The organism is Erythrobacter sp. NFXS35, assembly GCF_040148725.1.
GTDB lineage: Bacteria > Pseudomonadota > Alphaproteobacteria > Sphingomonadales > Sphingomonadaceae > Erythrobacter.
Genome location: NZ_JAGDEB010000004.1, coordinates 1 through 26,214 on the forward strand (window position 1 = coordinate 1; position 26,214 = coordinate 26,214).

Below are 26,214 nucleotides of genomic sequence, written 5' to 3' on the forward strand. Positions count from 1 at the left end.
CTCCGATGACCAGAACTTTCATCAATCTCGCACCCTTTTCTCGGGACTTACGTTGCCGCAATTAGGGGGCAAATACAACCAATGCGGCACGCTTGCGCCCATACTGCGAGCGGCCGCAAAGGGGTCGTTTGCTGAACGGCAGCTTTTTGCTCCGGCGGGGTTCAAAGCCGACGCTGATTCTTCAGCCCAAAAAACGACCTGACGCACTGCAACTGCTCGCCTGCAATCGTGCGCAAACCTCAGCTTGCGAACAGCTGCCCCATATCGGCGAATGCCTTGAACTCCAGCGCATTGCCTGACGGGTCGCGCAGGAACATCGTGGCCTGCTCGCCCGGCTGGCCCTTGAAGCGGATGGTCGGCTCGATCACGAAGGCGGTGCCGGCTGCGCGCAGGCGTTCTGACAGCGCTTGCCACTTGTCCATCGACAGCACCAACCCGAAATGCGGCACCGGCACGCCGTGGCCGTCGACATGGGTATTCGCCCGGTCGCCCGCCTGCCCCGGTGCGAGGTGGGCGACGATCTGGTGGCCGTGGAAATCGAAATCGATCCACTCGGCCGATGAACGCCCCTCGGCGCAGCCCATCGCCTCGCCGTAGAATGCGCGCGCGGCGGCAAGATCATCGACGGGAAAGGCGAGGTGGAACGGGGGCAGGGTCATCCTTGCGTTCATAGCGTGTGCGGCGGCCCAGTGAAAACGGTTTTCCTACCCGTTCGCGATCTGCCAGCCCCGCTGCCGCCATGTCGCCGCACACCGCCCGCCCGATGACTCGGGAAGAATTCGACACCGCGCTCCAGCGACTTCGCAGGGGGCCGGTTTCGCCTTCTGGACAGTGTCTCATGTGTCTCCCCGTTCAGCGTCGACAGCGCCGGGATGAACGGTTAGGGCCGGATCGCCAGGCAAGGTGGAGCGGGCATGCAATGAAACTGATCATCGGTAACAAGAACTATTCAAGCTGGTCCTTGCGCGGCTGGCTCGCGGCGAAGCAATCGGGCCTCCAATTCGAGGAACTGACCGTGCCCATCATGGGCGAGGAATGGGACCGGCTGAAGCACGACATGGGCGAAGTGCAGCCGTCCAGCGGCAAGGTGCCGATCCTGTGGGATGGCAACGCGGTGGTGTGGGATAGCCTGGCGATTCTGGAATACCTCGCCGACAAGGTCGGGCGCGAACGGTTCTGGCCGCGTGACGAGGCCGCCCGCGCGATGGCCCGCGCGATGGTGGCGGAAATGCATTCGGGCTATCTCTCCTTGCGCAAGGAAATGCCGATGAACATCCGCCGCCGGGTCGATCTGGCAGAGGTGTCGGACCAGACCCGGCACGATATCGTGCGGATCCTGACCCTGTGGGCCGAAGCCCGCGCGCGGTACGGCAATGCCGGCCCCTATCTGTTCGGAACCTTCGGCGCGGCCGACATATTCTATGCTCCGGTGGTGACCCGCTTCGCCACCTACGGCATCGGCGTTCCGGGCTTCGCGCAGGCCTATATGCAGGCGATTATGGAACATGAATGGATGCGCGAATGGACCAGCGCGGCCGAGGACGAACAATGGGTGATCGAACAATACGAGCAAATCGCATGAGAGCCGCCATCGCCGCGCTGCTGGCGCTGATCGTGATGCTGCCCGCGCCCGTGCAGGCGTGGGGCTTCTACGCCCACCGCAAGACCGCCGAAATCGCCGAGGCCAATATCTCGCCTGAAGCCCGCGCCAAGATCGCGCGGCTGCTGCGTTCCGAACAGGCGCTCGGCACGCCCGAATGTCCGCTGAAAAGCATCGAGGATGCGAGCGTGTGGCCCGATTGCGTGCGGCGCGAAGGATGGCGCTGGGGCTATACCGCCGCGTGGCATTACCGCACGGCGCCGATCTGCGAGGCTTTCAATCCGCGTGCGAATTGTTCCGGCGGCAATTGCGTCACCGCGCAGATCACGCGGGCGCACCGCATTCTCGCCGATGAAAGCCTGCCTGCCGCGATCCGGCTGGAAGCGCTGGCCTTCATGGTGCATTTTGCAGGCGATGTGCACATGCCGCTGCATTCGGGCGACAACGAAGACCGCGGCGGGAACGACCGCGAGGCCGCCTACGGGATCAAGCCGGGGCTGAACCTGCACAGCATCTGGGACGGCGCGCTGGCCGAACGCGCAATCAGCGATCCGGCTGACCCGGTGGTGAGGCGCTATGCGCCTGCCGAGCGCGCAGACCTCGGCGGCGGCACGCCCGATGACTGGGGCCGCGAAAGCTGGGAGATCGCACGCGGTTTCGTTTACCCGACCGCCTTTGACACCGATAATGTGTGCGCTGCGCCGCTGCCCAAGGAAACCGCGCTCAGCCAGGAAGACATCGTCGCAGGCGTGCCGATCGCCAAGCGGCGCGTGCAGCAGGCCGGCATCCGCATTGCCGATCTGCTGGAAAGCGCATTTGCGCCGGGGCCGCTGGTGGTCGAGGAGCGGCAGCGTGGTGACTAGACAAAGCGCTCCGGCGCGGCTTGCACTGTGGCGGCACGCTGCTACCCCGTTGCACGAATGACCGATCCGCTCGACCTTGCCAAGCGCCTGATTGCCGCGCCGTCCGTGACGCCTGCAACCGGCGGAGTGTTCGATGAATTGGAAGCGATGCTTGGCCCGCTCGGGTTCGTGGTGCACCGCTTCACGCACGGCGAGGGAGCAGAGGGCAGCGACGAAGCACCGGTCGAAAACCTGTTTGCCATTCGCACCGGCCCGCCGGGATCAAGGCACTTCGCGTTCGCCGGCCACCTCGATGTCGTCCCGCCGGGCGAGGGTTGGGGCAGCGATCCGTTCGTGCCGCAAGTGCGCGGCGAACTGCTGCACGGGCGCGGCGCGGTGGACATGAAGGGCGCGATTGCCGCGATGGTCGCCGCCGTTGCCGAGGTGCCTGCCGAAGCGGGCACGATCAGCTTCATCATCACCGGTGACGAGGAAGGCCCGGCGCTGCACGGCACCCGCGCGCTGATCGACTACATGGCTGCCGAGGGGCACGCGCCCGATCTGTGCCTTGTCGGCGAGCCTACTTCGGTCAACCGCCTTGGCGACATGGTCAAGATCGGGCGGCGGGGCTCGGTCAACATCTTCATCACGGCTGACGGCACGCAGGGCCACGTGGCCTATCCCCACCTCGCCGATAATCCGCTGCCGAAACTGGTGGCGATCCTCGGCGAGCTGGACGCACTCACACTCGATACCGGTACGGCGTGGTTCCAGCCGTCCAATCTCGAAATCACCGAAATCACCGCCCCCAACCGCGCGCACAACGTGATCCCGGCGCAGGGGCAGGCGCGTATTTCGATCCGCTTCAACGATCTGCACACCGGGACAAGCCTGTCCGAGCGCGTCATGGCGATTGCCGAACAGCATGGCGGGCACGCGCGCCCGGTGATTTCGGGCGAGCCGTTCCTGACCGAGCCGGGCGCGTTTTCCGCGATGGTTTCGGCTGCGGTCGAGGCCGAGACCGGCATTACCCCCGAACTCTCCACCAGCGGCGGCACGTCGGATGCGCGGTTTCTGCGCTCCGTCTGCCCGGTGATCGAATTCGGCCTGTGCAACGCGACCATGCACAAGCGTGACGAGGCGGTGGCGATCCCCGATCTCGCCGTGCTGGCCCGCATCTATACCCGCATCGCGCGCGCCGCGCTGGCGCTGAAGGAAGGACAGTGATTTGAGCACCTGGCTGCGCATCCCCCTGTGGCAACGCGTCATCGCGGCGCTGATCCTCGGCATCATAGTCGGGCGGCTGTGGGGGCCGGGGGCGGAGAGCATCAAGATCATCGGCGATGTGTTCGTCGCCTTCATCAAGATGCTGGTGGTGCCGCTGATCTTCTTCAGTCTGGTCGCGGGCGTCGCCAGTATCGGCGATCTGCGCAAGCTCGGCTCTGTCGGCTGGCGGGCGATGTTGCTGTTCGTGGTGACTGGGCAAATCTCGGTGTGGCTCGGCCTGACGCTGGGCACATTGGTTGCGCCCGGACTGGGCGTGGATACCTCCGCGCTGACCCTAGGAGCGGCGCCCGAACCGACCGAGACGAGCTGGCGCGAAATGCTGCTCGAAATGATCCCACAAAGCCCGGTGCAGGTGATGGCGGACGTCAACGTGCTGCCGCTGATCGTGTTCTCGCTGCTGATCGGGATCGGCATCCTGATGGCCAAGGAAGACGGTGAGCCTGCGCTCAAGATCTTCGAAAGCGGCTCTGTGGTGATGCAGAAAGTCACGATGATCGTGATGGAGCTGACTCCGTTCGGCGTCTTTGCGCTGATGGCTTGGGTGGCAGGGACGCTCGGCTTCGATGCGCTCGCAGCGCTCGGCAAGCTGGTGTTCCTCAACTATTTCGGCTGCTTCCTGATTATCGCGCTGATCTACGGCGCGATGATCAAGTTTATCGCCAAGGTGCCGCTGATCGGGTTCTTCCGCGGCATGATCGATGCGATTGCGGTCAGCTATTCCACCGCCAGCTCCAACGCGACGCTGCCGGTCACCTTGCGCTGTGCCGAGCGCAACCTCGGCGTGTCGAAATCGGTCGCCAGCTTCGTCATCAGCCTCGGCGCGACGGTGAACATGAACGGCACCGCGATGTATCTCGGCCTTGCCACGCTGTTCGGCGCGCAGATCTTCGGCGTGGACCTCAGCTGGGGCGATTACGGCATGATCGCGCTGCTCGGCACGCTGGGCGCGGTTGGCGCGGCGGGCATTCCCGGAGCGGGCCTGATCATGATGGCGCTGGTGTTCAGCGCGGTGAACGTGCCGCTGGAAACCATCGCCTTCGTCGCAGGCGTTGACCGGATCATGGATATGATGCGCACCACCACCAACATCACCGGCGATGCGGCTGTGGCCGTTACCGTCGCGAGCCTGACGGGCGAACTCGACACTGCCGAACTGGTCAGTGCGGATGATGTGTAGGCAAGTTTGAGATCTACTCGGTTTGCGGCGCGGCGTCCGCGCTGCCGGTGGCCGCGATTTGGACAGGGACAAATTCGCCGAGCAGGCAAAGAGCTGGTCCCGAACCGCGATCGTAGTTCAGCCTGATCGCTTGACCAGCGCAGATCGTCGTGTTGACGGCACTGATGCCGGGAACACCTTCTTCACGCTCGCGGCGCAGACCGGGGCAGCGCTTGGCAAGATCGTTGAGGAAGACCTTGCCCTGACGCTCGAACAGGACCTGTCGGTCGTTGATGACGAGATAGGACGCGTTGCTGGTACCGATGCAAGCTTTCGGCTCGCCGGAGACCATAAAATCGACGGGCGCGTCATGCTGCATCAGCAGGGTTGTGAGAGGGGTCGGCGAATTCGCCCACTTTCCGGCAGCCGCGTTGGCCGTGACGACACTTGCCCCCACAGCCAGCAACGCACCCGCTCTTAACACCCATGATCCGCGTCGCATGCGACCCTCCTTGCCCGCGCCTTCTCGGGAACGCGCCCGATCACGCAACGGCATGAAGATAAACAGGAATTTGCTTAATGCGCGATGAACGAAGCGAGGTCTTGTGCGGCTCAGCCCTGGCCATTGTTCACATATTCGACCGGCATGAACTGGCCCAGCCCGCATCCCGCGCCGCGCTGCGGCACGCCGCCGATGTTCTGCAGCACGTAAATGATCTCAGGGCTGCACAACTGGTCGATACTGGTGTTGTAGGTGAAGGCCCTTTCAATCGCCAAGCCGGGGCAGCGATTGGGCAGGACGTTGCGATAGATATCGCCGCCGCGCATCTCGAAATCGATCACCTGATCGGTTTGTACCCGGGTCTGGCGGATCTGGTTGCGGTTGATGCAGGACTGTGCCTCGCCCAGCACCTTTACCGCAGGGGCGCCGGCGGCCGGATCGGCATCGGGATCGCGCTCGACCGGCGCACAGCCTGCGGCCAGCAGGGTCAGAGCGATCAGGGAAAGTGGTGTTCGCATGGGCTCGGGCATCCTTCCGTCGGCGAAACGCTGTGCCCACCGGCCAGCGTCAGTCGCTGTGTTTGCCCCCACGCGGATCGTGTAACACCTTCTTGCGATAGCTGCATAGATCAACGACCGAGCAGCGCCAGCATTCCGGGGTGCGCGCCTTGCAGACATAGCGGCCGTGCAGGATCATCCAGTGGTGCGAATCGCGGCGGAACGGCTGGGGAACGCGCTTTTCGAGCTTGGCTTCGACCTGCTCCGGGGTTTTGCCTTTGGCCATGCCGGTGCGGTTGCCGAGTCGGAAGATGTGGGTGTCGACCGCGAAGGTTTCCTGCCCGAACCAGCAATTGAGCACGACATTGGCGGTCTTGCGCCCGACGCCGGGCAGGCGGGTAAGCGCGTCGCGAGTGTCAGGAACCTCGCCGCCATGTTCGTCCACTAGAATGCGGCTGAGCGCGATCACGTTCTTGGCCTTGGAATTGAACAGGCCGATGGTCTTGATGTGCGCCTTCAGGCCTTCCTCGCCAAGATCGACCATCTGTTGCGGGGTCTGCACTCGCGCGAATAGCGCGCGGGTCGCCTTGTTCACGCCCACGTCGGTCGCCTGCGCGGATAGCGTCACGGCGACCAGCAGCTGATAGGCATTGCCATATTCCAGCTCGGTCTGGGGCGAAGGATTATCCTCGGCCAGACGGCGGAAGAATTCGAAGATCTGGTCCTTGGTCATGCCGGCCGCGTCACAGCCCCAGCATATCGTTCATGGTGTACCGCCCCGCAGGCTTACCCGTCAGCCACGCCGCTGCCTTCACGGCGCCGCGCGCGAAGATCATGCGGTTTTCGGCTGAGTGCGACAGGGTCAGGCGTTCTTCCGGCCCTGCGAAAATCACGCTGTGTTCGCCTGCCACGGTCCCGCCGCGCAGGGTAGCAAAGCCGATTGTGCCCTCCCGGCGCGCGCCGGTCATCCCGTGGCGCCCGCTCTCCATATTGCTGGCAAGATCGATCCGGCGCGCCTCCGCCGCCGCTTTGCCCAGCAGTTTGGCAGTGCCCGACGGCGCATCGACCTTTTGCCGGTGATGCATCTCCAGCACCTCGATATCCCAGTCGGGGCCGAGCCGTGCCGCGGCTTCTCGCACCAGATGCGCCATCAGCGTGACGCCGAGCGAGAAATTGCCCGATTGCAGCACCGGCACGGCCTTCGCCGCATCGGCCAGCAGCACGAACTCCGCCTCGCCGAGGCCGGTCGTGCCGACCACGATCGGAATGCCCGCCACCCGCGCCGCGCCGAGATTGGCGCTGAGCGCCTCGGGCGCGGAAAAATCGACCAGCACATCGCACTGGCCCGCCAGCGGGCCGATGTTCCCGCCCGCATCCACGCCGATGCACATGGCATGACCGGCCTCGACAATCGCCGCTTCCAGCGCCTGCCCCATGCGGCCCTTGTACCCGATGACCCCGAATTGCACCTGCGTCATTGCCTCGCCTCCACCGATCATGTTTGATGGCGTCATGGCAGAGATTAAACGCATCGTCATCCTGACAGGCGCAGGCATTTCCGCAGAGAGCGGGATCGACACCTTTCGCGCTGCAGGCGGCCTGTGGGAACAGCACCGAATCGAGGACGTGGCCACACCCGAAGGCTTTGCGAGCAACCCCGATCTGGTGCTGGGGTTCTACGATATGCGGCGCGCGGCGCTGGCGCGCGCCGAGCCCAACCCGGCGCACACCGCGCTGGCGCGGCTGGAGCATGAGTTTCGAGGCGAAGTGCTGCTGGTGACGCAGAATGTCGACGATCTGCACGAACGCGGGGGCGCCGCGCGGGTGCTGCACATGCATGGGGAACTCAAAAGCGCCTTATGCACATCATGCGAAATCCGCTCGCGCTGGGACGCGGCCATGCAGCAGCGCCCCCCATGCCCGGTGTGCCGCGCGCCGACTCTGCGTCCGGATATCGTGTGGTTCGGTGAGATGCCGTATCAGATGGGGCGGATTTATGCCGCGCTGGAGGCCTGCGACCTGTTCGTCAGCATCGGCACGAGCGGGGCGGTCTATCCCGCGGCAGGGTTCGTTCAGGAAGCCCGGGCGAGCGGTGCGCGCACGCTCGAACTCAATCTCGAACCCAGCGAAGGTTCGCGCCTGTTCCATGAATCGCGGCTGGGACCAGCGGGCACGCTGGTACCGGCATGGGTCGAGGAGATGCTCCGACCTCGCTGATGCGCCGCGTTGTTCATTCCGCGAGACATTGCCGGCATAATTCTACCGGGAACCGGGCGCTGCAGGCTTCCGCGATTTCCTCTGCGGGGTACCCGTCGGCTCGCGCTTCGCGGTAAGCATTGCAGGCTGGTTCGCCGACCTTTGCGATGGCGGGCAATTGCAGTGTCACCGTGCCGCCCGCAACCGATGTCAGCCGTGAACCGTCCGAGTCCGCCCGCAACTCGATCGCCTCCTCGCCGTTCCAGAGCCGCAGCGTTGCACCTTCGTCAGGACCGGCGGCAAACAGCGCCACCTGCCCCTTTCGGCTATCGAGGGTGAGACCGATATTTCCTGACGGTTCGAAGGTGACATATCCGCCACGTTCCTGTCCGGTGCCGTCATAAAGCATGATACCGGCAACGCTCTCATTGCCGCGACCGATTGTCTTGCCATCGATGACAGCATCAGGAAGATTGCTTCCTACGCGCACGCGAACCGTACCTTGTGCATCGACGATTTCCAGCATCCTTACCCTTAAGACGTCTGCGCCGGCCGTGCGGGTTTCGGATTGGGCGGGCGACGCGCTCCACAACGCCACGCCGACCATGCCCAAAACAAGCGCTGCCGCACCACGCGCGAGAAGTCGGTTGCTGCGTTCAAGCGAGGCGATTCGCGATTCGAGTGTTTGCATATCCCCGTCATGGCTCCCTCAACAGCGCCCGGGCCATGGGTACCATATCGCGAACTGCGGGAAAATCGGGCTGTCACGTCGCCAGCACAAGCAATCCCGCAGGGGGATTGGTGCCGGTGACCGCTGCGGCAGATGTGCGACCTTGCGTCGGACCGCGGTTTGGCGAGTCTGCCGGCTCGGACCAGGTTGGGCGAAGTGCTTAGTCCGGCGGTAGTTTCGTGGGCGCCGGGGGGTTCGCTCCGCGTTCCTCGCTCCAGCTGCGTCCGGATTTGTCCTTCATCTCCTCGTGCGGCGTGGTCGGGCGCACGTCGCGCTTTCCCTCCGCGAGTTGCTGGCGTTCGCGCTTCGCCACCGCCGCGTCATCGTGGTGATCCTGCGCTTTCTTGGTGCGCAGCAACGAAACCACGCCGTACACCAGCACAGTTCCGATCGTGAACAGCGCGAGGGTCATGACGATATCCCATTCGAAATTGAAATTCATCGATCAAGCCTCCTTTTGCTAGGTGCTTAATCAGCCCGGCAGGCGCGGGAATGTTCCGCTCGGCAACGGATTACGTGCCGCGCCGTGGCGGCTCCGCGACGGGACGAGCCGTTATGCGCAGGTCTTGCAGGTCGAATCTTCGACTATGCGGATGGTGCGCATTCCCGGCGCCAGCCCGTCGAGGATGTGCAGCCGCCCCCAGCCCGGATCGCCCAATCCGCTCACCCCCGACAGCAGCACCTTTATCGCTTGCAGGGCGGCGAGGCTGCCCGCCCACCCGGCCATCGCGCCCAGCATCCCGTCGTCGGCGCAGGTATCGCAATCCTCGGCATCGAAGGCATCGCCGACGAAGCAGCGATAGCATGGCTGCCCCCGCACGTGCCCGGCAAAGGCCGCGACCTGTCCCTGAAACCGGCCCACCGCGGCCGAGAGCAGGGGGATCCCCGCCGCCACGCAGGCATCCGATACGGCGAGGCGGGTGGCGAAATTGTCGGTGCCGTCGAGCACCAGATCCGCGCCTGCAATCAGGCCCGCCGCGTTGTCGGGCGTGATCCGCGTATCGGATACGTCCACGCTTAGCGTATCGTCGAAATTGGCGAGCCAGCGCCGCGCGGACACCGCCTTGCCGTAGCCGATATCGCGGGTGGTGAAGATGGTCTGGCGCTGCAGGTTCGAGGTATCGACCACGTCGTCATCGACCAGAGTCAGCCTGCCGATTCCGCTTGCCGCGAGGTATTGCAGCGCCGGGGAGCCGATCCCGCCCAGACCGATGATCGCGACATGGCTCGCCGCCAGTTTCACCTGCCCCGCGCCGCCGATTTCGGGCAGCACGATGTGGCGGGCGAAGCGATCGAGCCGCGCCGGTGACAGCGGAGGAGGCAGGCTCACGGCTGGTTCTCGGGCGAGGCTGCCCGCCGTTCCTGCCGGAACGCGCCGATGCCGTGCCACCAAAGGAAGCCGATCACTGCGCCCTTGGTCGGCTGGAGCATGATCAGCAGCAAGACCACCGCCAGCGGCAGAATGATCGCCAGCGTGGCCCAGGCGGACATCCCGAAGGTGCCGATCATCGCAATCACGACCGGCGCGAGAAGGTGGCCGACCACGAAGATGCCGATATAGGCGGGAAAGTCGTCGGCCTGCTGCACCGACCAGTCGCATAGGCAATGCGGGCAGGCATCCACCGGCTTCAGCCATTGGCGGAACAGTGCCGCCGCGCCGCACCGCGGGCACCGTCCCTTCGCGCCTCGCACCAGCGCGGGAATCCACCCGGAAGGCAAGTCGATCTGGTCGGGAGAAAGTGGTGGAGCGTGCATGGACAGGCTGTTTACAACCTGTGCGCCGCCTGTCGACAGGCCTGTGGATCAGCCTGTCGAAAGTGTGGTGAATTCTTGTGTGCAGCGGAGGCCCACCCCGGTGCGACCAATTTCGCCTGCGGCTCGGTTGGCCTCGCTCCCCTCCCGCCTGCCCTCGGCTCAATGGCCGGGGCGGGTATCGGGGAGGGGTGGGAATGCGCCCTTAGCTCTCCAGCTGGCGCAGCAGGCTGCGCACATCGCCGTCCATGTCGGCATCGCGGGTGCGCAGGTCTTCGATCAGGCGCACCGCGTGGATCACTGTGGAGTGATCGCGCCCGCCGAACTTGCGCCCGATTTCGGGGTAGGATCGCGGGGTCAGCACCTTGGACAGATACATCGCCACCTGCCGCGGACGCACCACGGCGCGGGCGCGCCGCTTGCTGCTCATTTCCGCGCGATCGATGCGGTAGAAATGGCAGACCGTGCGCTGGATCTCATCGATCGTGATCCGGCGGCGGTTGGCCGAGAGGATGTCGGTCAGCTGTTCCTCGGCGAGTTGCAGCGACACCTCCTGCCCGGTCAGCTGAGCATAGGCGATCAGCTTGTTCAGCCCGCCGACCAGCTCGCGGATATTGCGGATGATGGTGCGAGCGAGGAATTCGACGACATCGGCCGGCACATCCAGCGGGGCAAAGCGCACCAGCTTGGACACCAGGATCTTCTTGCGCAATTCGATGTCAGCGGGCTGGATATCGGCCACCAGCCCCATCGACAACCGGCTGAGCAGGCGCGGTTCGACCCCGTCCAGCGCCTGCGGTGCGCGGTCGGCGGCGAACACCAGCCGCTTGCCTTCCGCCAGCAGCGCATCGATGGTGTAGAGCAGTTCTTCCTGCGCGCTCGCCTTGCCGATGATGAACTGGATATCGTCCACCAGCAGCAGATCGAAACTGCGCAGCCGCGCCTTGAATTCGATGGTCTGGCTGGATTTCAGCGCCTGCACGAATTCGACCATGAAGCGTTCGGCCGAACAGTAGAAGATGCGTGCTCGCGGGTGCGCCTGCAGATAAGAGTGGCCGATTGCGTGCAGCAGGTGGGTCTTGCCTTGTCCGGTCGCCGCCTTGAGGTAGAGCGGCGAGAATTGCGGCTGTTCCAGCGCGGCCATGCGCTGCGCGGCGTTACAGGCGAGGACGTTGGCCTCGCCCGTTACAAACGCGGCGAAAGTCAGTGACGGATCGAGCCCGACCGATGAAGTGAAGCCCGAATCCGACAAGGTCCCCGCCGCGACCGCGATCGTGCTCGCACCATCATTGGCGGGGCGGCGTCCATCGTCGAGCCGGAGATCGGGCAATTGGCGGCGGCCCGGGTGCACCATGATGTTGACCAACCGCACTTCGTTGCGGGCAATCTTCCACGCCAGTTGCAGCCGGTCATGGAACCGGTCGCGCACCCAGTTGGCCGAGAACTCGGTGGGGAGGTAGAGATCGAGCGAGCCGGTATCGCGGTTGAGGCTGCCAAGCTGGATCGGCTTGATCCACTGGCTGTGCAGCTGATGGCCGAGGTCCTTGCGTAGCCCCTGGCTGATGTCGGCCCAGTCCGCGGCAAGGTTTACCGCTTCGGAATCTTCCATCAGATCATCATCCGCAGGGCGGCGCGTGTTCCGCGCCTTGTCGATCCTGTGCACAAGCTATTCCCCAATCCGCTCTGGCGCTGCGTGACCGTAGTTCGCAGCCGCATTCTTATTGCCCCACAAGTCACAACAGCGCCCCCTTCGAAACGCGTGCCTCGAAGGGTCCCCATTCGACCAGTCTGTTTGAACCTGGGCTGTCCCGCCCCGGGTGAGCCGTGAGTTAAGGGCGCTCTGCACATTTGCGCAAGCGCGCAGTTTTAAAAAAAGTGAAATATTCCTGTTGACTCGGCGCTACCCCGCAGACGTGCGTTCATGTCGTTGGTTTATATAGGAAAACACGGTTTCAGGCCCGCGAATCGTGGAGAATCCTGACATTTGTCAGCATTGCGTCTGCCGCAATTGTCACAAACGAAAAAGGCCGCGCTGTGTGAGCGCGGCCTCTTGCCGATTTCCTACCCATGGCAACCCGTAAATACGCCTATCCAGACGCCTGCGGGTCGCGTCAAAAACGAATCAGAGCGTGGCGACTCGGCGCGTCAGACGCGAGAGCTTACGGGCCACGGTGTTCTTGTGCAGCACGCCGCGCGCAACGCCGCGAGCCATTTCGGGCTGGGCCGCCTTCAGCGCCTCGGCGGCCGCTTCCTTGTCACCCGCTTCACAGGCCGATTCGACCCGCTTGATGAAGCTGCGGATGCGGCTGATGCGCGCACCGTTGATCTCGGCACGGGCGGTGTTGCGGCGGATGCGCTTCTTGGCTTGCGGCGTGTTGGCCATAATTCGTGTCTGTCTCGCGTTTGGTTCGGGCCGCTGGGACGCGACCGGGAAATTGCATCGGGTTAGTCGAAAACGGGCGAGCGAGCGCATGGCCCGGCCACCGGAAAGCAGCGCGCATAGTGCGAAGCGCGCGCAAGGTCAACGATTCTCCCTTACTTCTGACACACCGGGCAATACCACGTGCTGCGCCCGCCCTGCGCGATGCGGCGGATAATGCCGCCATCCTTGCGGCGGCATTCCTCACCCTCGCGCCCGTAGACATCGAACGAACTGGCGAAATAGCCCAGTTCCCCGTCGGGTCGGGCATAGTCGCGCAAGGTCGAGCCGCCGTCCCGGATCGATGCTTCGAGCACGGCGACAATCGCGGGCACCAGCCGCGCCAGTTGCGGACCCGTGACCTTGCCCGCCGATTTGGTCGGACGGATACCCGCGCGCCACAACGCCTCGCACACATAGATATTGCCCAAGCCAGCCACGATCCGCTGGTCGAGCAGGCACAGCTTGATCGATTGCACCTTGCCCCGGAGCGCGGCTCTCAGATGTGCCGCTGTCAAACCCGGCCCCAGCGGTTCAGGGCCGAGCGCAGCGAATTGCGGCCATGTATCGAGCGCGTCCGTGCCCATCAGATCGACCGAGCCGAACCGGCGGGGATCGCACAGCGCGAAGCGGTGCGCCGCCGTCTCCAGCAGCAGGTGATCATGGGTGTCAGGGCTCTCGGGATCGATCCGCCAGCGCCCGCTCATGCCGAGATGGAAGATCATGGTCGCGTCCCGATCAAGATGGATCAGGCCATATTTCGCCCGCCGCGAAAGCCCCGTCACCTGCGCGCCGGTCATCACCTGCACCAGATCGGCGGGGAAGGGGCGGCGCAGGTTGGCGCGGTTTAGCTGAACGCGCGTGATTCGCTCGCCTTCGAGGAACTTTGCAAGGCCACGGACGGTTGTTTCGACTTCAGGTAATTCAGGCATGATATTACGCCTGTATCACCCTTTGCCTCGGCAGCAATTGTCTCTAGGGAACCCGGCATGAGCGAAACTACCGACGAAACCGTCTCCTTCGGTTACACCCAGGTCACTCCCCAGGAAAAAACCCGCAAGGTGGGCGAAGTCTTCTCCAGCGTCGCCCGCAAATACGACATCATGAACGACGCGATGTCGGGTGGGATGCACCGGCTGTGGAAGGATCGCTTCGTCAAGCGGGTCAAGCCGCAGGCGGGCGAACAGATCCTCGATATGGCGGGCGGCACCGGCGACATCGCCTTCCGCCTGGCGGAGCGCGGCGCGCATATCACTGTGGCTGACATCAATCAGGATATGCTGGACGTGGGCGCGGAACGCGCGCTGGAGCGCGGGCTTGGCGAGGAAGACGGTACGCTCGTCTTCACCTGCCAGAATGCCGAAACGGTCAGCTTTCCGGCGAACACCTTCGATGCCTACACCATCGCCTTTGGCATCCGCAACGTCACCCATATCGACCGCGCGCTGGCCGAGGCGCACCGCGTGCTGAAGCCCGGCGGCCGGTTCTTCTGCCTTGAGTTCTCGACCGTCGAATGGTCGGGGCTGAGAGAGGCATATGATGTCTATTCCGAACACCTGCTGCCGCGCATGGGGCAGATGATTGCAGGCGATGCGGATTCTTATCGCTACCTCGCCGAATCGATCCGCAAGTTCCCGCCCATGCCGGCGTTCGAGCAGACGATCCGCAGCGCGGGCTTCGCCAATACCCGGGTCGAACCGATCATGGGTGGGCTGGTGGCGATACATTCGGGGTGGAAGATTTAGCCGCGTGGCAAGTTCTCCCGTCCACCTGCTCCGCCTTGCACGCTGGGGCGTGACGCTTGCCCGCAGGCGCGCTCTGGTTGGGATCGAGAATGATCCCAACGCTCCTGCGACGCTGCGCCGCCTGGTCAAGCTGGCGCGGCTGGCGACCCTGACGGGGAAGAACGGCCCGCGCGAATATGCGGCGGCCTTCCGCGCGATCGGCCCTGCGGCGATCAAGCTGGGGCAGAGCCTCGCCACGCGGCCCGATCTGGTGGGCGACGAGGCGGCGGACAACCTCCTCAGCCTGCAGGACAGCCTGCCGCCGGTGCCCTTTGCCGAGATCAAGGCTGCGATCGAAGGCAGCTTCGGCCAGCCGATCGAAAAGCTGTTCGCCGAGATCGACCCCGATCCCGTCGGCGCGGCCTCGATCGCGCAGGTGCACAAGGGTGTCACCATCGATGGCCGCAAGGTTGCGATCAAGGTGCTGCGCCCCGGCATCCGCGAAAAGTTCGCGCGCGACATCCAGACCTACGAATGGGCCGCCGCCCATGTCGAGGCGATGGGGAGTGAGGCCACGCGCCTGCGCCCGCGTCTGACCATTGCGAATTTCAAGCGCTGGACCAATTCCGAACTCGATCTGCGGCGCGAGGCTGCCTCGGCCAGCGAGCTTGCCGAACAGATGGCGGGCGTGCCCGGCTACCGCATCCCGGCAATCGACTGGGACCGCACCAATGGGCGGGTGCTCACGATCGAATGGATCGACGGGGTCAAAATTTCGCGGCTGGAGGAATTGCGCGCACGCGGTCATGATCTGCCCGCGCTGTCGGAAAAGCTGGTGATCAGTTTCCTGACTCAGGCAATCAGCGCCGGTTTCTTTCATGCCGACATGCATCAGGGCAACCTGTTCGTGGAGGATGACGGCACCATCGTCGCGATCGATTTCGGCATCATGGGCCGGATCGACCGGCGGGCGCGGCAATGGCTGGCGGAGATTCTCTACGGGCTGACCACCGGCAATTACCAGCGCGTCGCCGAGATTCACTTCGAGGCGCAATATGTCCCCAGCTACCACTCGGTCGGCGAATTCGCCACGGCCCTGCGTGCGGTAGGCGAGCCGATGCGCGGCAAGCCGGTGAAGGAACTCAGCGTCGGCCAAATGCTCGACGGGCTGTTCGCGATTACCCGCGATTTCGACATGCAGACCCAGCCGCACCTGCTGCTGCTGCAGAAGACGATGGTGATGGTTGAAGGCATCGCCACGCAGCTCAATCCCGATATCAACATGTGGGACACCGCCGCGCCTTATGTGCGTGAGTGGATTCGCGACGAACTCGGCCCTGAAGCCGCGCTTGCCGAGCGGATCAAACAGGATACCGAGACGCTTTTGCGCCTGCCCGGCCTGATCCGGCGGCTGGAGGAGAAATTCCCGCCCAAGGGCGGCGCACCCGAAGCCCCGCCGCTGGCTCCGATCGCGCTGATCACCGACAGGCGCGAGGGGCGCGGCTGGCTTGGCTATTTGGTTGCAGGGCTTGCGGGCGCGGGCGCGATTCTGGGTGCGATGGCCGCAGGATGGATCGGATAAGGCAAAAGCGGTTGCGCCGATGTAAGCGCAATCTTAACCACGGCGCGCCCAATCTGCGCGCCAGGACTACACCCGCGCTGCTTGGCGCAGGGACGGAGCGCGTCTAGGATGGATTGCCGGCGGTATTTCCGATCCCGGCATGGGAGTTGTTCGAACAGATGACACTGATCGGCATGCACGGCGGAGGCAGGCGATGACGGGCAGGTTCCCGCGCATCCTTCTGGTCGTGGGCGGCGGCATCGCGGCCTACAAGGCGTGCGAACTGGTGCGCCTGATCCGCAAGGGCGGCGGCGATGTGACCTGCGTCGTCACCAAGGGTGGGCAGCAATTCGTCACCCCGATGGCGCTCGCCGCGTTGAGCGAGAATCAGGTCTACACCAACCTGTTCGATCTCAAGAACGAAGCCGAGATGGGGCACATCCAGCTTTCGCGTGAAGCGGATCTGGTGGTGGTCTGCCCCGCGACTGCCGATCTCATTGCCAAAATGGCGAACGGGATTGCTGATGATCTGGCCACCACGCTGATTCTCGCTACCGACAAGCCTGTGCTGGCAGTGCCGGCGATGAATGTACGGATGTGGGAGCACGAGGCGACCCAGCGCAATATCGATGTGCTCGATGCAGCGGGCGTGACGGTACTGCACCCCGACGAAGGTCCGATGGCATGCGGCGAATTCGGCTATGGCCGCCTGCCCGAGCCAGATGCGATCTGGCGCGCGATTGCCGAGCAGCTCGGGCTTGAAGTGCCAGCGGCCGAACTCGCACGGATCCCCGCCAACGAACGGCAGGCGATCGAGGTCGAAGCGCTCGAGCCCGAGGACGACGATGACGATGCAAGCGGCAACGCGCCTGCCGGCGGCGGCGGCCTTGGCGGGTTGCTTTCACGGATCATCCCGCGGTCGACCGCCAAGCGCACCCACGAGGACATCGAGGCCGAGTATCAGGACCTGCCCGAGCCTGAAGACGGTGATCTGCCGCCGCCCGATGAGCCCGCACCCGACTTCGCGCCCGATCTTGGCGGGCCTTTGCTGGCGACCAAGGGTAAAGCCAATGCCGCCCCGCCGGTGGATGCCGAAGCGATCAATCACAAGGTCGACCCTCGCAAGAGCGCGCCCGAAGTGCTGGCACCCGAGGTGCCTGAGGAAGTCGAAACCATACTGGGCGATGTTCCCGAAGGCGCCGATTTCGGCCTGTCCGCCGGGCATCGTCCGCTGTCCGGTCGCCATGTGCTCGTCACTGCCGGGCCGACCTGGGAAGCGATCGATCCGGTGCGCTACATCGCCAACCGGTCGAGCGGGAAGCAGGGCTTTGCGATTGCCGCTGCGGCGGCTGCGCTGGGTGCCAAGGTCACGCTGGTGTCGGGGCCTGTTGCGCTCCGTACGCCTGCTGGCGTGACACGCATCGATGTCGAAAGCGCCGAGGACATGGCCAAGGCCGTCAAGCATGCGCTGCCCGCCCATGTCGCGGTGATGGTGGCAGCGGTGGCCGATTGGCGGCCCAAGGAATATCGCGGCGAAAAGATCAAGAAGCGCGGTTCGGCTCCGCCTGCGCTGATGCTGACGGAAAACCCGGATATCCTCGCGAATGTCTCGGCCGGCGGCAAGCGGCCCGAACTGGTGATCGGCTTTGCCGCCGAAACCGACAATGTGATCGACAACGCCAAGCAGAAGCGCAAGCGCAAGGGCTGCGACTGGATCGTGGCGAACGACGTTTCGGGCGACGTGATGGGCGGCGACATGAACCGGGTTCATATCTGCAGTGCCGACGGGATCGAAACGCTCGACGAAATGCCCAAGAGCGCGGTGGCGATGGCCTTGGCCGAACGGATCGCGGCGACGCTGAATGTCGAGGCGGCAGAGTGAATTCAGCTGTGAACGTCGAGATCAAGCGGCTGCCGCATGGTGCAGGCCTGGCGCTGCCCGCCTATGCCACAGCGGGCGCAGCCGGAATGGATGTGGTCAGCGCAGAGGAGGTGACGATTGCGCCGGGCGCACGCCACGCGGTCGCCACTGGCCTCGCACTGGCGATTCCCCAAGGCTACGAAATTCAGGTGCGTCCGCGCTCTGGTTTGGCGCTCAAGCACGGCATCACCGTGCCCAACACCCCCGGCACGATCGATTCGGATTACCGCGGCGAATTGAAGGTGATCCTAATCAATCTCGGCACCGAACCTTTCGCGGTTCAGCGCGGCGACCGGGTGGCGCAGCTGGTGCTTGCCCCGGTCGTGCAGGCGGTGTGGGACGAAGTCGCTGAACTGGACACGACCGATCGGGGCGAGGGCGGCTTCGGCTCGACCGGCGGGCACGCCAAACTGTAGATCTGCGCCGGGCAACAAAAAAGGCGACGCCGATCCCCTGGCGCCGCCTTCTTTTTCCCGTCCAAGGGTCTGTTGCGTTTCGCCTACACCATCAATCGGCCTGGCGCACGGTCTTTTCGTCATCACGGATGGTAATCCGCAGAGTCTCGCCCGAATTGCCCGGAAAATCGGTAAAAATTGCGTCAACCAGGTTGGGCACCAGACGCGGCAGGCGGTTGGAGCGCGAGACCGCTTCGGCCTTGCCTTCGAACAGGCGCTGACCATCCACCGCGCGATCGATCTTCAGATCGATGCCGCTGGTGTAGATGGTGTAGCTGCGGACATTGGGGCCGCCGAAGAACGGATCGTTGAAGCCGACGCCCCAGCCTCCGAAGCCGCCACGCCAGCCGCCCCATGGGCCCCATGGGCCGAAGGCGGGTCCGGCAAAACCTGCGCCGTTGAAATCGGTGCGCACCCGCTCGCGACCGTTATCCACCTGATAGTCGAAACGAACAAGCAGGTCGGCGCTTTCGGGCGAGGCCGCCTGAGCATAGCCCAGTTCCTGCATTTCCGATGCAACCACGTTGGCATAGGTCGCGAATTCGAGCCCGCCTGCAAGCTTCGGGTCTTCCGCCACCACCGCGAAGGTCTGTCCCTGCGGTGCAGGCAACGGCACTGCGAAGCGCGAGACATCCGCCTTGAACGGGGTCGCACAAGCGCCAAGGCCTGCGACGAGAAGGACAGGAAGCCCGATCCGGGCAAGAGATTTAAACTGGAACATCGACTTGTACATGACACAACCCTTGGTCTGCCGCCAGTGCAAACCGGACACCGGGGCTTGTGCGCACGATCATAGCGCGCAGGCATGAACGGTAATTGAATGTTCGCCGTGGACGGGCCTCGGTTCACCGCAAGCCGAGGAGGCTTAGTGCCGCACCAACCCGAGCGCCTGATAGGCTGCACTCAGCGTGGGCGCACCGCGTTCGCGCGCCTTGGAAGCACCGCGCGCAAGGATTGCGTCGAGCGCCTCGCGGTCCTGCTTCAGCGTGACGAAGCGATCCCGGATCGGGCCGAGCGTTTCGATCATCACTTCGCCCAGCGCGGGCTTGAACGCGCCGAAACCCTTGCCGCCGAAATCGGCCAGCACCGCGGCAGGTTCGGCCCCCGTCAACGCCCCGTAGATACCGACCAGATTGGCCGCCTCGGGCCGCCCGGCCAGCCCCGCGACATCGCTCGGCAGCGGCTCGGGATCGGTTTTGGCCTTCTTGATCTTCTGCATGATGGTATCGGCATCGTCGACGAGGTTGATGCGGCTCATCTCGCTCGGATCGGATTTGCTCATCTTGGCGCTGCCGTCACGCAAGGACATGATCCGCGCCGCCTCGCCCGGAATGATCGGTTCGGGCAGGGTGAAGACGGGTGCGTCTTCGCAACAGAAATCATTGTTGAATTTCTGCGCAATGTCGCGGGCAAGCTCCAGATGCTGCTTCTGGTCTTCGCCCACCGGCACGTGGGTCGCCTGATACAGCAGCACGTCGGCGGCTTGCAGCACGGGATAGGTGAACAGCGCGACGCTGGCGCTTTCGCGGTTCTTGCCGCTCTTGTCCTTGAACTGGGTCATACGGTTCAGCCAGCCCATCCGCGCGGTGCCGTTGAGCAGCCATTGCAGCTCGGCATGCAGCGGCACCTGCGCCTGGTTGAACAGCACCGAGCGATCGGGATCGATCCCGCAGGCGACCAGCGCGGCGGTCATTTCCAGCGTCGCAGCACGCAAGGCGGCGGGATCATGCGGCTGCGACAGCGCGTGCAGATCGGCGAGGAAAAAGAGGGTCTCGCTTTTTTGTGCGCTACCGCTTTCGGCTATTTGAGCGCGGTCGTGCGCTTCCAGCGTATCCTGCATCCGCACCCAATTGCGGATCGCTCCGAGATAATTGCCGAGGTGAAGATTGCCGGTGGGCTGGATTCCGGAAACGACACGCATGGTTCTATTGTGCTTTCTTCATAAGGGCGGCGATGCGCTGACGGTCGATCGCGCCAACCGCAAAGGCAATCCCGAAATAGACGATCGCCGCCGCTCCGACCAGCACCAGCAAGGCAGCCAGCCGCGCCAGCAGACCGGCGGCGAACCATCCGGTTAGCAGGCCCTGCGCATAGAACAAGGCAGCCCCCATCGCCGCAGCGGCAAGCGCCTGCCGCGTAATGCGGAACAGCAGAACACCGGGGATGGTGTAATGGCCGCGCAGCGCCAGCACGATCAACAGGAAGCCGACGTTGATCCACGCCCCGACGACACTGGCAATCGCGACCCCGACCACGCCGTAGCGATCGAGGAACACGTAATTGAACGCGATGAATACGCCCAGCGAAATGAACGCGGCGACCACTGGGGTCCTTGTATCGGCGCGGGCGTAGAAATTGGGCACCAGCACCTTCACCAGCACATAGGCGGGCAGGCCCAGCACCAGCGCGGCCAACACGTCGCCCGTCACCGCCGCATCGGCCAAATCGAAGCGCCCGCCTGCAAACATCATCGTTACGAAGGCTTCGGCGCAAATCGCCAGCGCCACGGCGGCCGGAATGGTGAGCAGCATCGCCAGTTCGATTGCGTCGGATTGAATGCGGTCCGCGCCATCCTTGTTGGCGCTGCCCACGAATTTCGACAGCGTCGGCAGGATCGCGGTCGACAACGCGATTCCGATGATCCCCAGCGGCAGTTGATTGAGCCGGTCGGCGTAATTCATGTAGCTGACCGAACCGTCGCTCAGCTGGTTGAGGAAGTAGAGCTGAACCAGCGTATTGATCTGATACGCGCCGCCGCCAATCGCTGCGGGCAGGGCGATGATCGACAGCCGCTTCACCTCGGGCGTGATGCGCGGCCACAGCAGTTTCGGGCGGAAGCCTTCGACGCGCACCCAGTAATACAGCCACGCCAGCTGCATCACCCCTGCGCCCGTCACTGCCCAGGCTATGCCATAGGCGATCTGCGCGACGCTAGCCCCCATGGTTCCGGCAAACCATTCTCCCGTCAGCAATGCCGCGATCAGCACGATATTGAGGATGATCGGAAAGCTTGCGCCCGGTGCGAAGCGCGACACGCTGTTGAGCATGCCGGTGAACAGCGTCACCAGGCTGACAAGGATGATGTAGGGGAACATGATCCGGGCGAAATCGACACTAAGCGGGAAAACCTGCGGGTCGACCTGCTTTTCCGACAATAGCCAGATCACGCCCGGCATGGCGATTTCGAACACGGCGACCAGTGCGATCAACACCGGCAGGAACACGCTCAGCACATCGGCGCTGAAGCTGCGTGCTTCTTCCAGCCCTGCTTCGGGATCATCGCTGCCGTGCAGTCGCTTGGAAAACATCGGCACGAAGGCGGCCGAAAATGCGCCCTCGGCAAACAGGCGGCGGAACACGTTGGGGATGATGAAGGCCTGAAACCAGGCATCGGTCACCGCATTGGCGCCGAGGACGCGCGAGAAAATCATCTCGCGCACCATTCCGGCGATGCGGCTGACCAGCGTCAATCCGCCGATGGTGCCGACGTTTCTGAGCAGGCTCATGTGTGGATGCGCCCGCCGCCTGCGCGGATCAGGAGTTGCCTGTCACCGGCGCGATTGGATCGCCGCCTTGGGCTTCCTCGGTCCGGCGCGCCTGAAGCCGCTGGACGTAAAGCCCGTTGAAGTCGATCGGATCGAGCATCAGCGGCGGGAACCCGGCATCGCGCACCGCATCCGCCACCACCCGGCGGGCGAAGGGGAACAGCAGGCGGGGTGCTTCGGCATAAAGGAAGGCGTGGGCCTGTTCCTCGGGCACGTTGCGCATGCCCACCAGGCCGCCATAGGCCAGATCGACGATGTACGCCTTGCCGTTCTGCGCGCTTGCGGTCAGCGTCATCTTGAGCGTGACCTCGTGCACGTCGCTGCTCATGCTTTCCGCAGCAATATTGAACTGCACGTCGATCTGCGGCGCATCGGTCCACTGGTACACGTCGGGCGCATTCGGGTTTTCAACCGACAGATCCTTCACATATTGGGTGATCAGGCCAATTGCAGGCTGCGTGTCGGCGCCATTCGGCTTGCCGTCGCCAGCGCCGGCACCAGAGTTGTCGAGATCGGTCAGCACGCCTTCTTCATCCGCCATGGGTTTCGGTCTTTCAATCTGGGTAATACGAATTGCGCTGGATGCATCGAAGCGGCTGTCCCAACGCTACGGCGCGCGCCTAGCAGGCACAGCGCGACCCCGCAACTGCGCCTGTGGGACAAAGATTCGGCCTGTGCTGCAACCTATCGGTCGTTGGCGAATTGTAATGAGTGCCTATTTAAGGCAGGGTAACCTTCCTTGGGTGTACGTTTGGCCCTGCGGCCTGCAGTCACCCGCCCGCAGATCGGATATGTGTAGTGCTTGAAATTGTTCTCCTCGCCATGGTCGCCGCCTTTCTGGGCCTGCGGCTCTATTCGGTGCTCGGTCGCCGGGCGGAGCAGGAGGAGGAATCAGTGCCGCAGCGCTTCGATTCGGATGACAAACCCGTCGGCATGGTTCGCCCGGCGGCGGCCTCGCCCGCGGCGCCCGCTCGCCCGATTGAACTCGAAGGCGTGATGCCGGCGGTCGAACGCGGCATCCGCGAGATTGCTGCGGCCGATAGCGGCTTCAACCTCGCCCAGTTCCTCGATGGTGCGCGTAGTGCCTACCGCATGGTGCTCGAAGCGTTCTGGAATGCCGATCGCGAAACCCTGCGCGAATTGTGCGACGATGACGTCTACGAAGGCTTCGTCTCGGCGATCGATGCGCGAGAAGCGGCAGGCGAATCGCTCGAGAACGCGCTGATCCGGATCGAGGAAACCCGCATCCATTCGGCCTCGCTCGATGGGCGTATGGCGCGCATCTCGGTATTGTTCATCGCCGATATTGCCGCTGTGACTCGCGACAAGGACGGCAATGTCATCGGCGGTTCGCTCGACGATGCAATCGAGAGCCGCGATGTCTGGACTTTCTCGCGCAACACCGCAGCGCGCGATCCGAACTGGGTGCTCGACGAAACCGACGAGGGCTGATTTCGCGCTCGTCCCCGCCGCCATGTTCGCATGGGAGGCGAGCGGCGCGGCCATAGGGAGAGATCGATGCGCGCGAGCCTTGCGCTCTTTCTCCTGGCTCTGCTGTCTGCCTGCGGTCGGCTGATCCCGGAAGGCGCCACGCCCCCGCCGACAGTTGCCGTACCGCCCGCAGTAACCACGCCGATTGCACCAGTAGCCGCCAATGCGCTGCTTGCTGGCCTTATGGCGGGACCGGCCTTCTCCGCCTTGCCGGTGCAAGACAGCGATGCCGCCGGTGCGCTGGCGAGCTTCATTGAATCCTGCCCCAGATTGCTGACCCGCCAAGACGCCAGCGGCCTCACCCGCCCGGCGGACTGGCGCGGCGCGTGCGATGCGGCGCGTAGCTGGCCGCAGGCGGGCGCGCGGGCGTTCTTCGCGCAGGAATTCGCCGCGGTGCAGGTCGGCGACGGGCGCGCCTTCGCCACCGGCTATTTCGAACCCCAGATCGCCGGAAGCCGCACCCGCCGAACCGGCTTTAAAGTACCCGTCTACGCCATGCCCACCGATCTGGTGCGCGCCTGGCCGGATGAAGCCCCGCTGGCAGAGCGTACCGGTCGCCCGCCGCTGGGGCGGTATGACGAACAGGGCCGCTTCGTGCTCTATCACGACCGCGCGGCAATCGAGGACGGCGCGCTTGACGGCAAGGCTCCGGTAATCGCCTGGGCCGCCGATCCGGTCGAATTCTTCTTCCTGCAGATTCAGGGATCGGGCCGTCTGGTCACGCCCGAAGGCGAAGTGATCCGCATCGGTTACGCCGGTCAGAACGGGCGCGAATATGTCGGCATCGGCGGGGTGATGCGGGAACGCGGGCTGCTGGGCGAAGGGCCGGGCAAATATGCCGGATCGATGCAGGGTATCATGGCCTATATCCGCGAAAACCCGGCAGAAGGCCGCGATCTGATGCGGCTCAACAAAAGCTGGATCTTTTTTTCGGAATTGCGCGGCGACGGGCCGCTGGGCGCGCTCGGCATCCCGGTGCGGCGCGAAAGCTCGGTCGCGGCCGATCCCGCCTTCGTGCCGCTTGGCGCGCCGGTATGGCTTGACATGGACCGGGCCGAGGCGGGCGGATTGTGGATCGCGCAGGACACCGGCGGCGCGATCAAGGGCGCCAACCGGTTCGACACGTTCTGGGGCGCGGGCGAAGACGCGCGCCGGATCGCAGGCGGCATGAGCGCGCGTGGGCGGGCGTTCGTGCTGATCCCCCGCGCTACCGCCGCACGGCTTGGCGCAGGCACGCCATGAAACCGCCGCGCGGGCTGACTGCCGGCGAGCAGACGGCTTGGGCCCACCTGGCTGGCAGTGTCACGCCGCTGCCGGGGCGCAAGGCGCCGGTGGCCCCCAAGCCTGCACCCAAGACACCGCCTGCGCCAGCCTCGTCCCCGGTACGACCCGCACCAGCGCGGCCGCCGGCCCGAATCCCTGCGCCGCCGCCGCCGCCGCCGCGGGCGCCGCTCGCCAGTGATCTCGATTCGCATTGGGACCGGCGGATGAAGGGCGGGCGGATCGTGCCGGACCTCACACTCGACCTGCACGGCCACACGCTTGATACCGCTTATGACCGGATCATGGCCGGGCTGGATCAGGCGCGGGCGATGGATGCGCGTGTGGTGCTGGTAATTGCAGGGCGCGAACGCCCGGTCGATCCGGCCGACCGGATGGAGCGGCGCGGTGCAATCCGTGCCAAGCTGCTCGACTGGCTTGCTGCGAGCCGCCACGCCGGAACCATTGGCGCGGTGCGCAAGGCGCATATCCGCCACGGCGGCGAGGGTGCGCTCTACCTGATCCTCAAGCGGCGGGGCTGACCACGCCTAACGGCCATTGTCACAGCGCTGACATCGTTTGTCAGTGGGCCCTGCCGGTTCGGTGACGGTGTCGGCGCTGGAACCGGCTCGACTTCAACGGCGATCCGCTGCGCGATGCCGACCGATTTTCGGCAGGCGTCGGGTTCGTCGGCAAGGTCTTCGCCGCGAACATCAATGGCGGCACTCCGGAGACGCGGCAGGCGCCGGACGATCACCTGTCGTTCGATTTCGCAGCGGCCAATGTCGGCGCCGAACTGCCGGTGGCGAGACGCGCCGCGATTATCGGCTGTATCGCCTCTGATCTGCGCCGCCACAACACCCCCGATCCGTTGTTCCTGATCAGGCGCAAGGACGAACGGCTCGACCTTTTCGGCGGGGCTCAAACTGGCGGTGACCGATCGTCTCTTTTTTCAGCCCACTGCCACCTATGCGCGCAATTGGCGCAACATTGCTCTGCTCGATTTCGAGCGCTGGACCGTCGCGATCGCCGCGCGTTTCGAATTCTGATCCTCAGCCGGGGAGGTCCTGACGGGGAGCAATTCCTACGCGCGGTCCAATGGCGGCGCTGTCGTCTCGGTCGCTCCCACCGGAGTGCCTGTTGCAGGCATCGACACGAACCGCTGGGGCGGGACGGGCATTGCCTCGCCGCAGGGCAGTCCGGTGCCGGGCGGCGTGCTGATCACCTTCCCCGGTGCCCGCACCGACCAGCGCTGAGTCCGCCTAACAGCAGTTGT

31 protein-coding genes are annotated in these 26,214 nt (G+C 64.6%); 14 read left to right on the forward strand and 17 right to left on the reverse strand.

Annotated features, from left to right (window positions below):
* On the forward strand, positions 1-202 hold a 202-nt coding region (locus J3454_RS15105), incomplete at its 5' end, for a hypothetical protein (RefSeq protein ID WP_349514606.1).
* Between the two features lie 37 nt (positions 203-239).
* Here the strand turns inward: J3454_RS15105 and J3454_RS15110 are convergent.
* A complete protein-coding gene (locus J3454_RS15110) occupies positions 240-659 on the reverse strand; it encodes a VOC family protein (protein WP_349514607.1) in 420 nt (139 codons plus the stop codon).
* A 260-nt stretch (positions 660-919) separates the two neighbouring features.
* On the opposite strand from J3454_RS15110, the gene J3454_RS15115 reads away from it, so the two are divergent.
* The 4 genes from J3454_RS15115 to J3454_RS15130 are packed head-to-tail and all read left to right on the forward strand — an operon-like array spanning position 920 to position 4,906.
* A complete protein-coding gene (locus tag J3454_RS15115) occupies positions 920-1,582 on the forward strand; it encodes a glutathione S-transferase family protein (RefSeq protein ID WP_349514608.1) in 663 nt (220 codons plus the stop codon).
* Positions 1,579-2,463, forward strand: coding sequence for a S1/P1 nuclease (locus J3454_RS15120; RefSeq protein ID WP_349514609.1), 885 nt, complete (start codon positions 1,579-1,581; stop codon positions 2,461-2,463). The genes J3454_RS15115 and J3454_RS15120 overlap by 4 nt, the downstream gene beginning before the upstream one ends.
* Before the next feature lie 57 nt (positions 2,464-2,520).
* Positions 2,521-3,669, forward strand: coding sequence for a succinyl-diaminopimelate desuccinylase (gene dapE, locus J3454_RS15125; RefSeq protein WP_349514610.1), 1,149 nt, complete (start codon positions 2,521-2,523; stop codon positions 3,667-3,669).
* A gap of 1 nt (position 3,670) precedes the next feature.
* Positions 3,671-4,906, forward strand: coding sequence for a dicarboxylate/amino acid:cation symporter (locus J3454_RS15130; RefSeq protein WP_349514611.1), 1,236 nt, complete (start codon positions 3,671-3,673; stop codon positions 4,904-4,906).
* 13 nt (positions 4,907-4,919) lie between these two features.
* Here J3454_RS15130 and J3454_RS15135 read toward each other — a convergent pair whose 3' ends face one another.
* The 4 genes from J3454_RS15135 to dapB all read right to left on the reverse strand — a co-directional run bounded on the left by J3454_RS15135 (position 4,920) and on the right by dapB (position 7,362).
* Complete coding sequence (locus J3454_RS15135; RefSeq protein WP_349514612.1) at positions 4,920-5,351, reverse strand: hypothetical protein; 432 nt, start codon at positions 5,349-5,351, stop codon at positions 4,920-4,922.
* A gap of 146 nt (positions 5,352-5,497) precedes the next feature.
* The gene (locus tag J3454_RS15140) at positions 5,498-5,905 is read right to left on the reverse strand and encodes a hypothetical protein (RefSeq protein ID WP_349514613.1); all 408 of its coding nucleotides are present in this window, start codon (positions 5,903-5,905) and stop codon (positions 5,498-5,500) included.
* A gap of 49 nt (positions 5,906-5,954) precedes the next feature.
* A complete protein-coding gene (gene nth, locus J3454_RS15145; RefSeq protein WP_349514614.1) occupies positions 5,955-6,617 on the reverse strand; it encodes an endonuclease III in 663 nt (220 codons plus the stop codon).
* A 10-nt stretch (positions 6,618-6,627) separates the two neighbouring features.
* Positions 6,628-7,362, reverse strand: a complete 735-nt coding sequence (dapB, locus tag J3454_RS15150; protein WP_349514615.1) for a 4-hydroxy-tetrahydrodipicolinate reductase — start codon at positions 7,360-7,362, stop codon at positions 6,628-6,630.
* Positions 7,363-7,396: 34 nt separating this feature from the next.
* On the opposite strand from dapB, the gene J3454_RS15155 reads away from it, so the two are divergent.
* Positions 7,397-8,101 carry an NAD-dependent deacylase gene (locus tag J3454_RS15155; protein WP_349514616.1) on the forward strand — a complete coding sequence of 235 codons (705 nt, stop codon included), beginning with the start codon at positions 7,397-7,399 and terminating at the stop codon, positions 8,099-8,101.
* A 13-nt stretch (positions 8,102-8,114) separates the two neighbouring features.
* Here the strand turns inward: J3454_RS15155 and J3454_RS15160 are convergent, their stop codons facing one another.
* From J3454_RS15160 to mutM, 7 genes are all read right to left on the reverse strand, one after another.
* Positions 8,115-8,771, reverse strand: a complete 657-nt coding sequence (locus J3454_RS15160; protein WP_349514617.1) for a hypothetical protein — start codon at positions 8,769-8,771, stop codon at positions 8,115-8,117.
* A gap of 199 nt (positions 8,772-8,970) precedes the next feature.
* A complete protein-coding gene (locus J3454_RS15165; protein ID WP_349514618.1) occupies positions 8,971-9,252 on the reverse strand; it encodes a hypothetical protein in 282 nt (93 codons plus the stop codon).
* Between the two features lie 111 nt (positions 9,253-9,363).
* The gene (locus J3454_RS15170; protein WP_349514619.1) at positions 9,364-10,140 is read right to left on the reverse strand and encodes a HesA/MoeB/ThiF family protein; all 777 of its coding nucleotides are present in this window, start codon (positions 10,138-10,140) and stop codon (positions 9,364-9,366) included.
* Entirely contained in the window at positions 10,137-10,565 is a 429-nt protein-coding gene (locus J3454_RS15175; RefSeq protein WP_349514620.1) for a DUF983 domain-containing protein, read from the reverse strand. Before J3454_RS15175 ends, J3454_RS15170 begins: the two co-directional genes overlap by 4 nt.
* Before the next feature lie 202 nt (positions 10,566-10,767).
* The gene (gene dnaA, locus J3454_RS15180) at positions 10,768-12,171 is read right to left on the reverse strand and encodes a chromosomal replication initiator protein DnaA (protein WP_349514621.1); all 1,404 of its coding nucleotides are present in this window, start codon (positions 12,169-12,171) and stop codon (positions 10,768-10,770) included.
* Between the two features lie 513 nt (positions 12,172-12,684).
* Complete coding sequence (rpsT, locus tag J3454_RS15185) at positions 12,685-12,945, reverse strand: 30S ribosomal protein S20 (RefSeq protein ID WP_349514622.1); 261 nt, start codon at positions 12,943-12,945, stop codon at positions 12,685-12,687.
* Positions 12,946-13,097: 152 nt separating this feature from the next.
* Positions 13,098-13,913: a bifunctional DNA-formamidopyrimidine glycosylase/DNA-(apurinic or apyrimidinic site) lyase gene (gene mutM / locus J3454_RS15190; RefSeq protein WP_349514623.1), complete on the reverse strand. Its 816-nt coding sequence runs from the start codon at positions 13,911-13,913 to the stop codon at positions 13,098-13,100.
* Positions 13,914-13,970: 57 nt separating this feature from the next.
* Here mutM and J3454_RS15195 point away from each other — a divergent pair, with 57 nt between their 5' ends.
* The 4 genes from J3454_RS15195 (at position 13,971) to dut (ending at position 18,603) form a co-directional block, all read left to right on the forward strand.
* A complete protein-coding gene (locus tag J3454_RS15195) occupies positions 13,971-14,726 on the forward strand; it encodes a class I SAM-dependent methyltransferase (protein WP_349514624.1) in 756 nt (251 codons plus the stop codon).
* 4 nt (positions 14,727-14,730) lie between these two features.
* Positions 14,731-16,287 (forward strand): 2-polyprenylphenol 6-hydroxylase, encoded by a 1,557-nt coding sequence (gene ubiB / locus J3454_RS15200; protein ID WP_349514625.1) that lies wholly within the window; start codon positions 14,731-14,733, stop codon positions 16,285-16,287.
* A 193-nt stretch (positions 16,288-16,480) separates the two neighbouring features.
* Positions 16,481-18,148 carry a bifunctional phosphopantothenoylcysteine decarboxylase/phosphopantothenate synthase gene (locus tag J3454_RS15205; RefSeq protein ID WP_349514626.1) on the forward strand — a complete coding sequence of 556 codons (1,668 nt, stop codon included), beginning with the start codon at positions 16,481-16,483 and terminating at the stop codon, positions 18,146-18,148.
* Positions 18,145-18,603 (forward strand): dUTP diphosphatase, encoded by a 459-nt coding sequence (gene dut, locus J3454_RS15210; RefSeq protein WP_349514627.1) that lies wholly within the window; start codon positions 18,145-18,147, stop codon positions 18,601-18,603. Before J3454_RS15205 ends, dut begins: the two co-directional genes overlap by 4 nt.
* Positions 18,604-18,694: 91 nt before the next feature.
* On the opposite strand, the gene J3454_RS15215 is transcribed toward dut, so the two are convergent.
* From J3454_RS15215 to secB, 4 genes are all read right to left on the reverse strand, one after another.
* The gene (locus tag J3454_RS15215; protein ID WP_349514628.1) at positions 18,695-19,375 is read right to left on the reverse strand and encodes a DUF4136 domain-containing protein; all 681 of its coding nucleotides are present in this window, start codon (positions 19,373-19,375) and stop codon (positions 18,695-18,697) included.
* Positions 19,376-19,507: 132 nt separating this feature from the next.
* Complete coding sequence (trpS, locus tag J3454_RS15220; RefSeq protein ID WP_349514629.1) at positions 19,508-20,563, reverse strand: tryptophan--tRNA ligase; 1,056 nt, start codon at positions 20,561-20,563, stop codon at positions 19,508-19,510.
* 4 nt (positions 20,564-20,567) lie between these two features.
* Complete coding sequence (gene murJ / locus J3454_RS15225; protein WP_349514630.1) at positions 20,568-22,148, reverse strand: murein biosynthesis integral membrane protein MurJ; 1,581 nt, start codon at positions 22,146-22,148, stop codon at positions 20,568-20,570.
* 28 nt (positions 22,149-22,176) lie between these two features.
* Complete coding sequence (gene secB, locus J3454_RS15230; RefSeq protein WP_349514631.1) at positions 22,177-22,728, reverse strand: protein-export chaperone SecB; 552 nt, start codon at positions 22,726-22,728, stop codon at positions 22,177-22,179.
* Between the two features lie 281 nt (positions 22,729-23,009).
* Between secB and J3454_RS15235 the strand changes: the two genes are divergently transcribed.
* The 3 genes from J3454_RS15235 (at position 23,010) to J3454_RS15245 (ending at position 25,480) form a co-directional block, all read left to right on the forward strand.
* The gene (locus J3454_RS15235) at positions 23,010-23,639 is read left to right on the forward strand and encodes a Tim44/TimA family putative adaptor protein (RefSeq protein ID WP_502878618.1); all 630 of its coding nucleotides are present in this window, start codon (positions 23,010-23,012) and stop codon (positions 23,637-23,639) included.
* 66 nt (positions 23,640-23,705) lie between these two features.
* Complete coding sequence (gene mltA, locus J3454_RS15240; protein ID WP_349514632.1) at positions 23,706-24,920, forward strand: murein transglycosylase A; 1,215 nt, start codon at positions 23,706-23,708, stop codon at positions 24,918-24,920.
* A complete protein-coding gene (locus tag J3454_RS15245) occupies positions 24,917-25,480 on the forward strand; it encodes a Smr/MutS family protein (RefSeq protein WP_349514633.1) in 564 nt (187 codons plus the stop codon). Before mltA ends, J3454_RS15245 begins: the two co-directional genes overlap by 4 nt.
* Here J3454_RS15245 and J3454_RS15250 read toward each other — a convergent pair.
* Positions 25,453-25,863 carry a hypothetical protein gene (locus J3454_RS15250; RefSeq protein ID WP_349514634.1) on the reverse strand — a complete coding sequence of 137 codons (411 nt, stop codon included), beginning with the start codon at positions 25,861-25,863 and terminating at the stop codon, positions 25,453-25,455. The genes J3454_RS15245 and J3454_RS15250 overlap by 28 nt on opposite strands.
* Positions 25,864-26,071: 208 nt before the next feature.
* On the opposite strand from J3454_RS15250, the gene J3454_RS15255 reads away from it, so the two are divergent.
* Entirely contained in the window at positions 26,072-26,194 is a 123-nt protein-coding gene (locus J3454_RS15255) for a hypothetical protein (RefSeq protein WP_349514635.1), read from the forward strand.
* Positions 26,195-26,214: the final 20 nt, after the last annotated feature.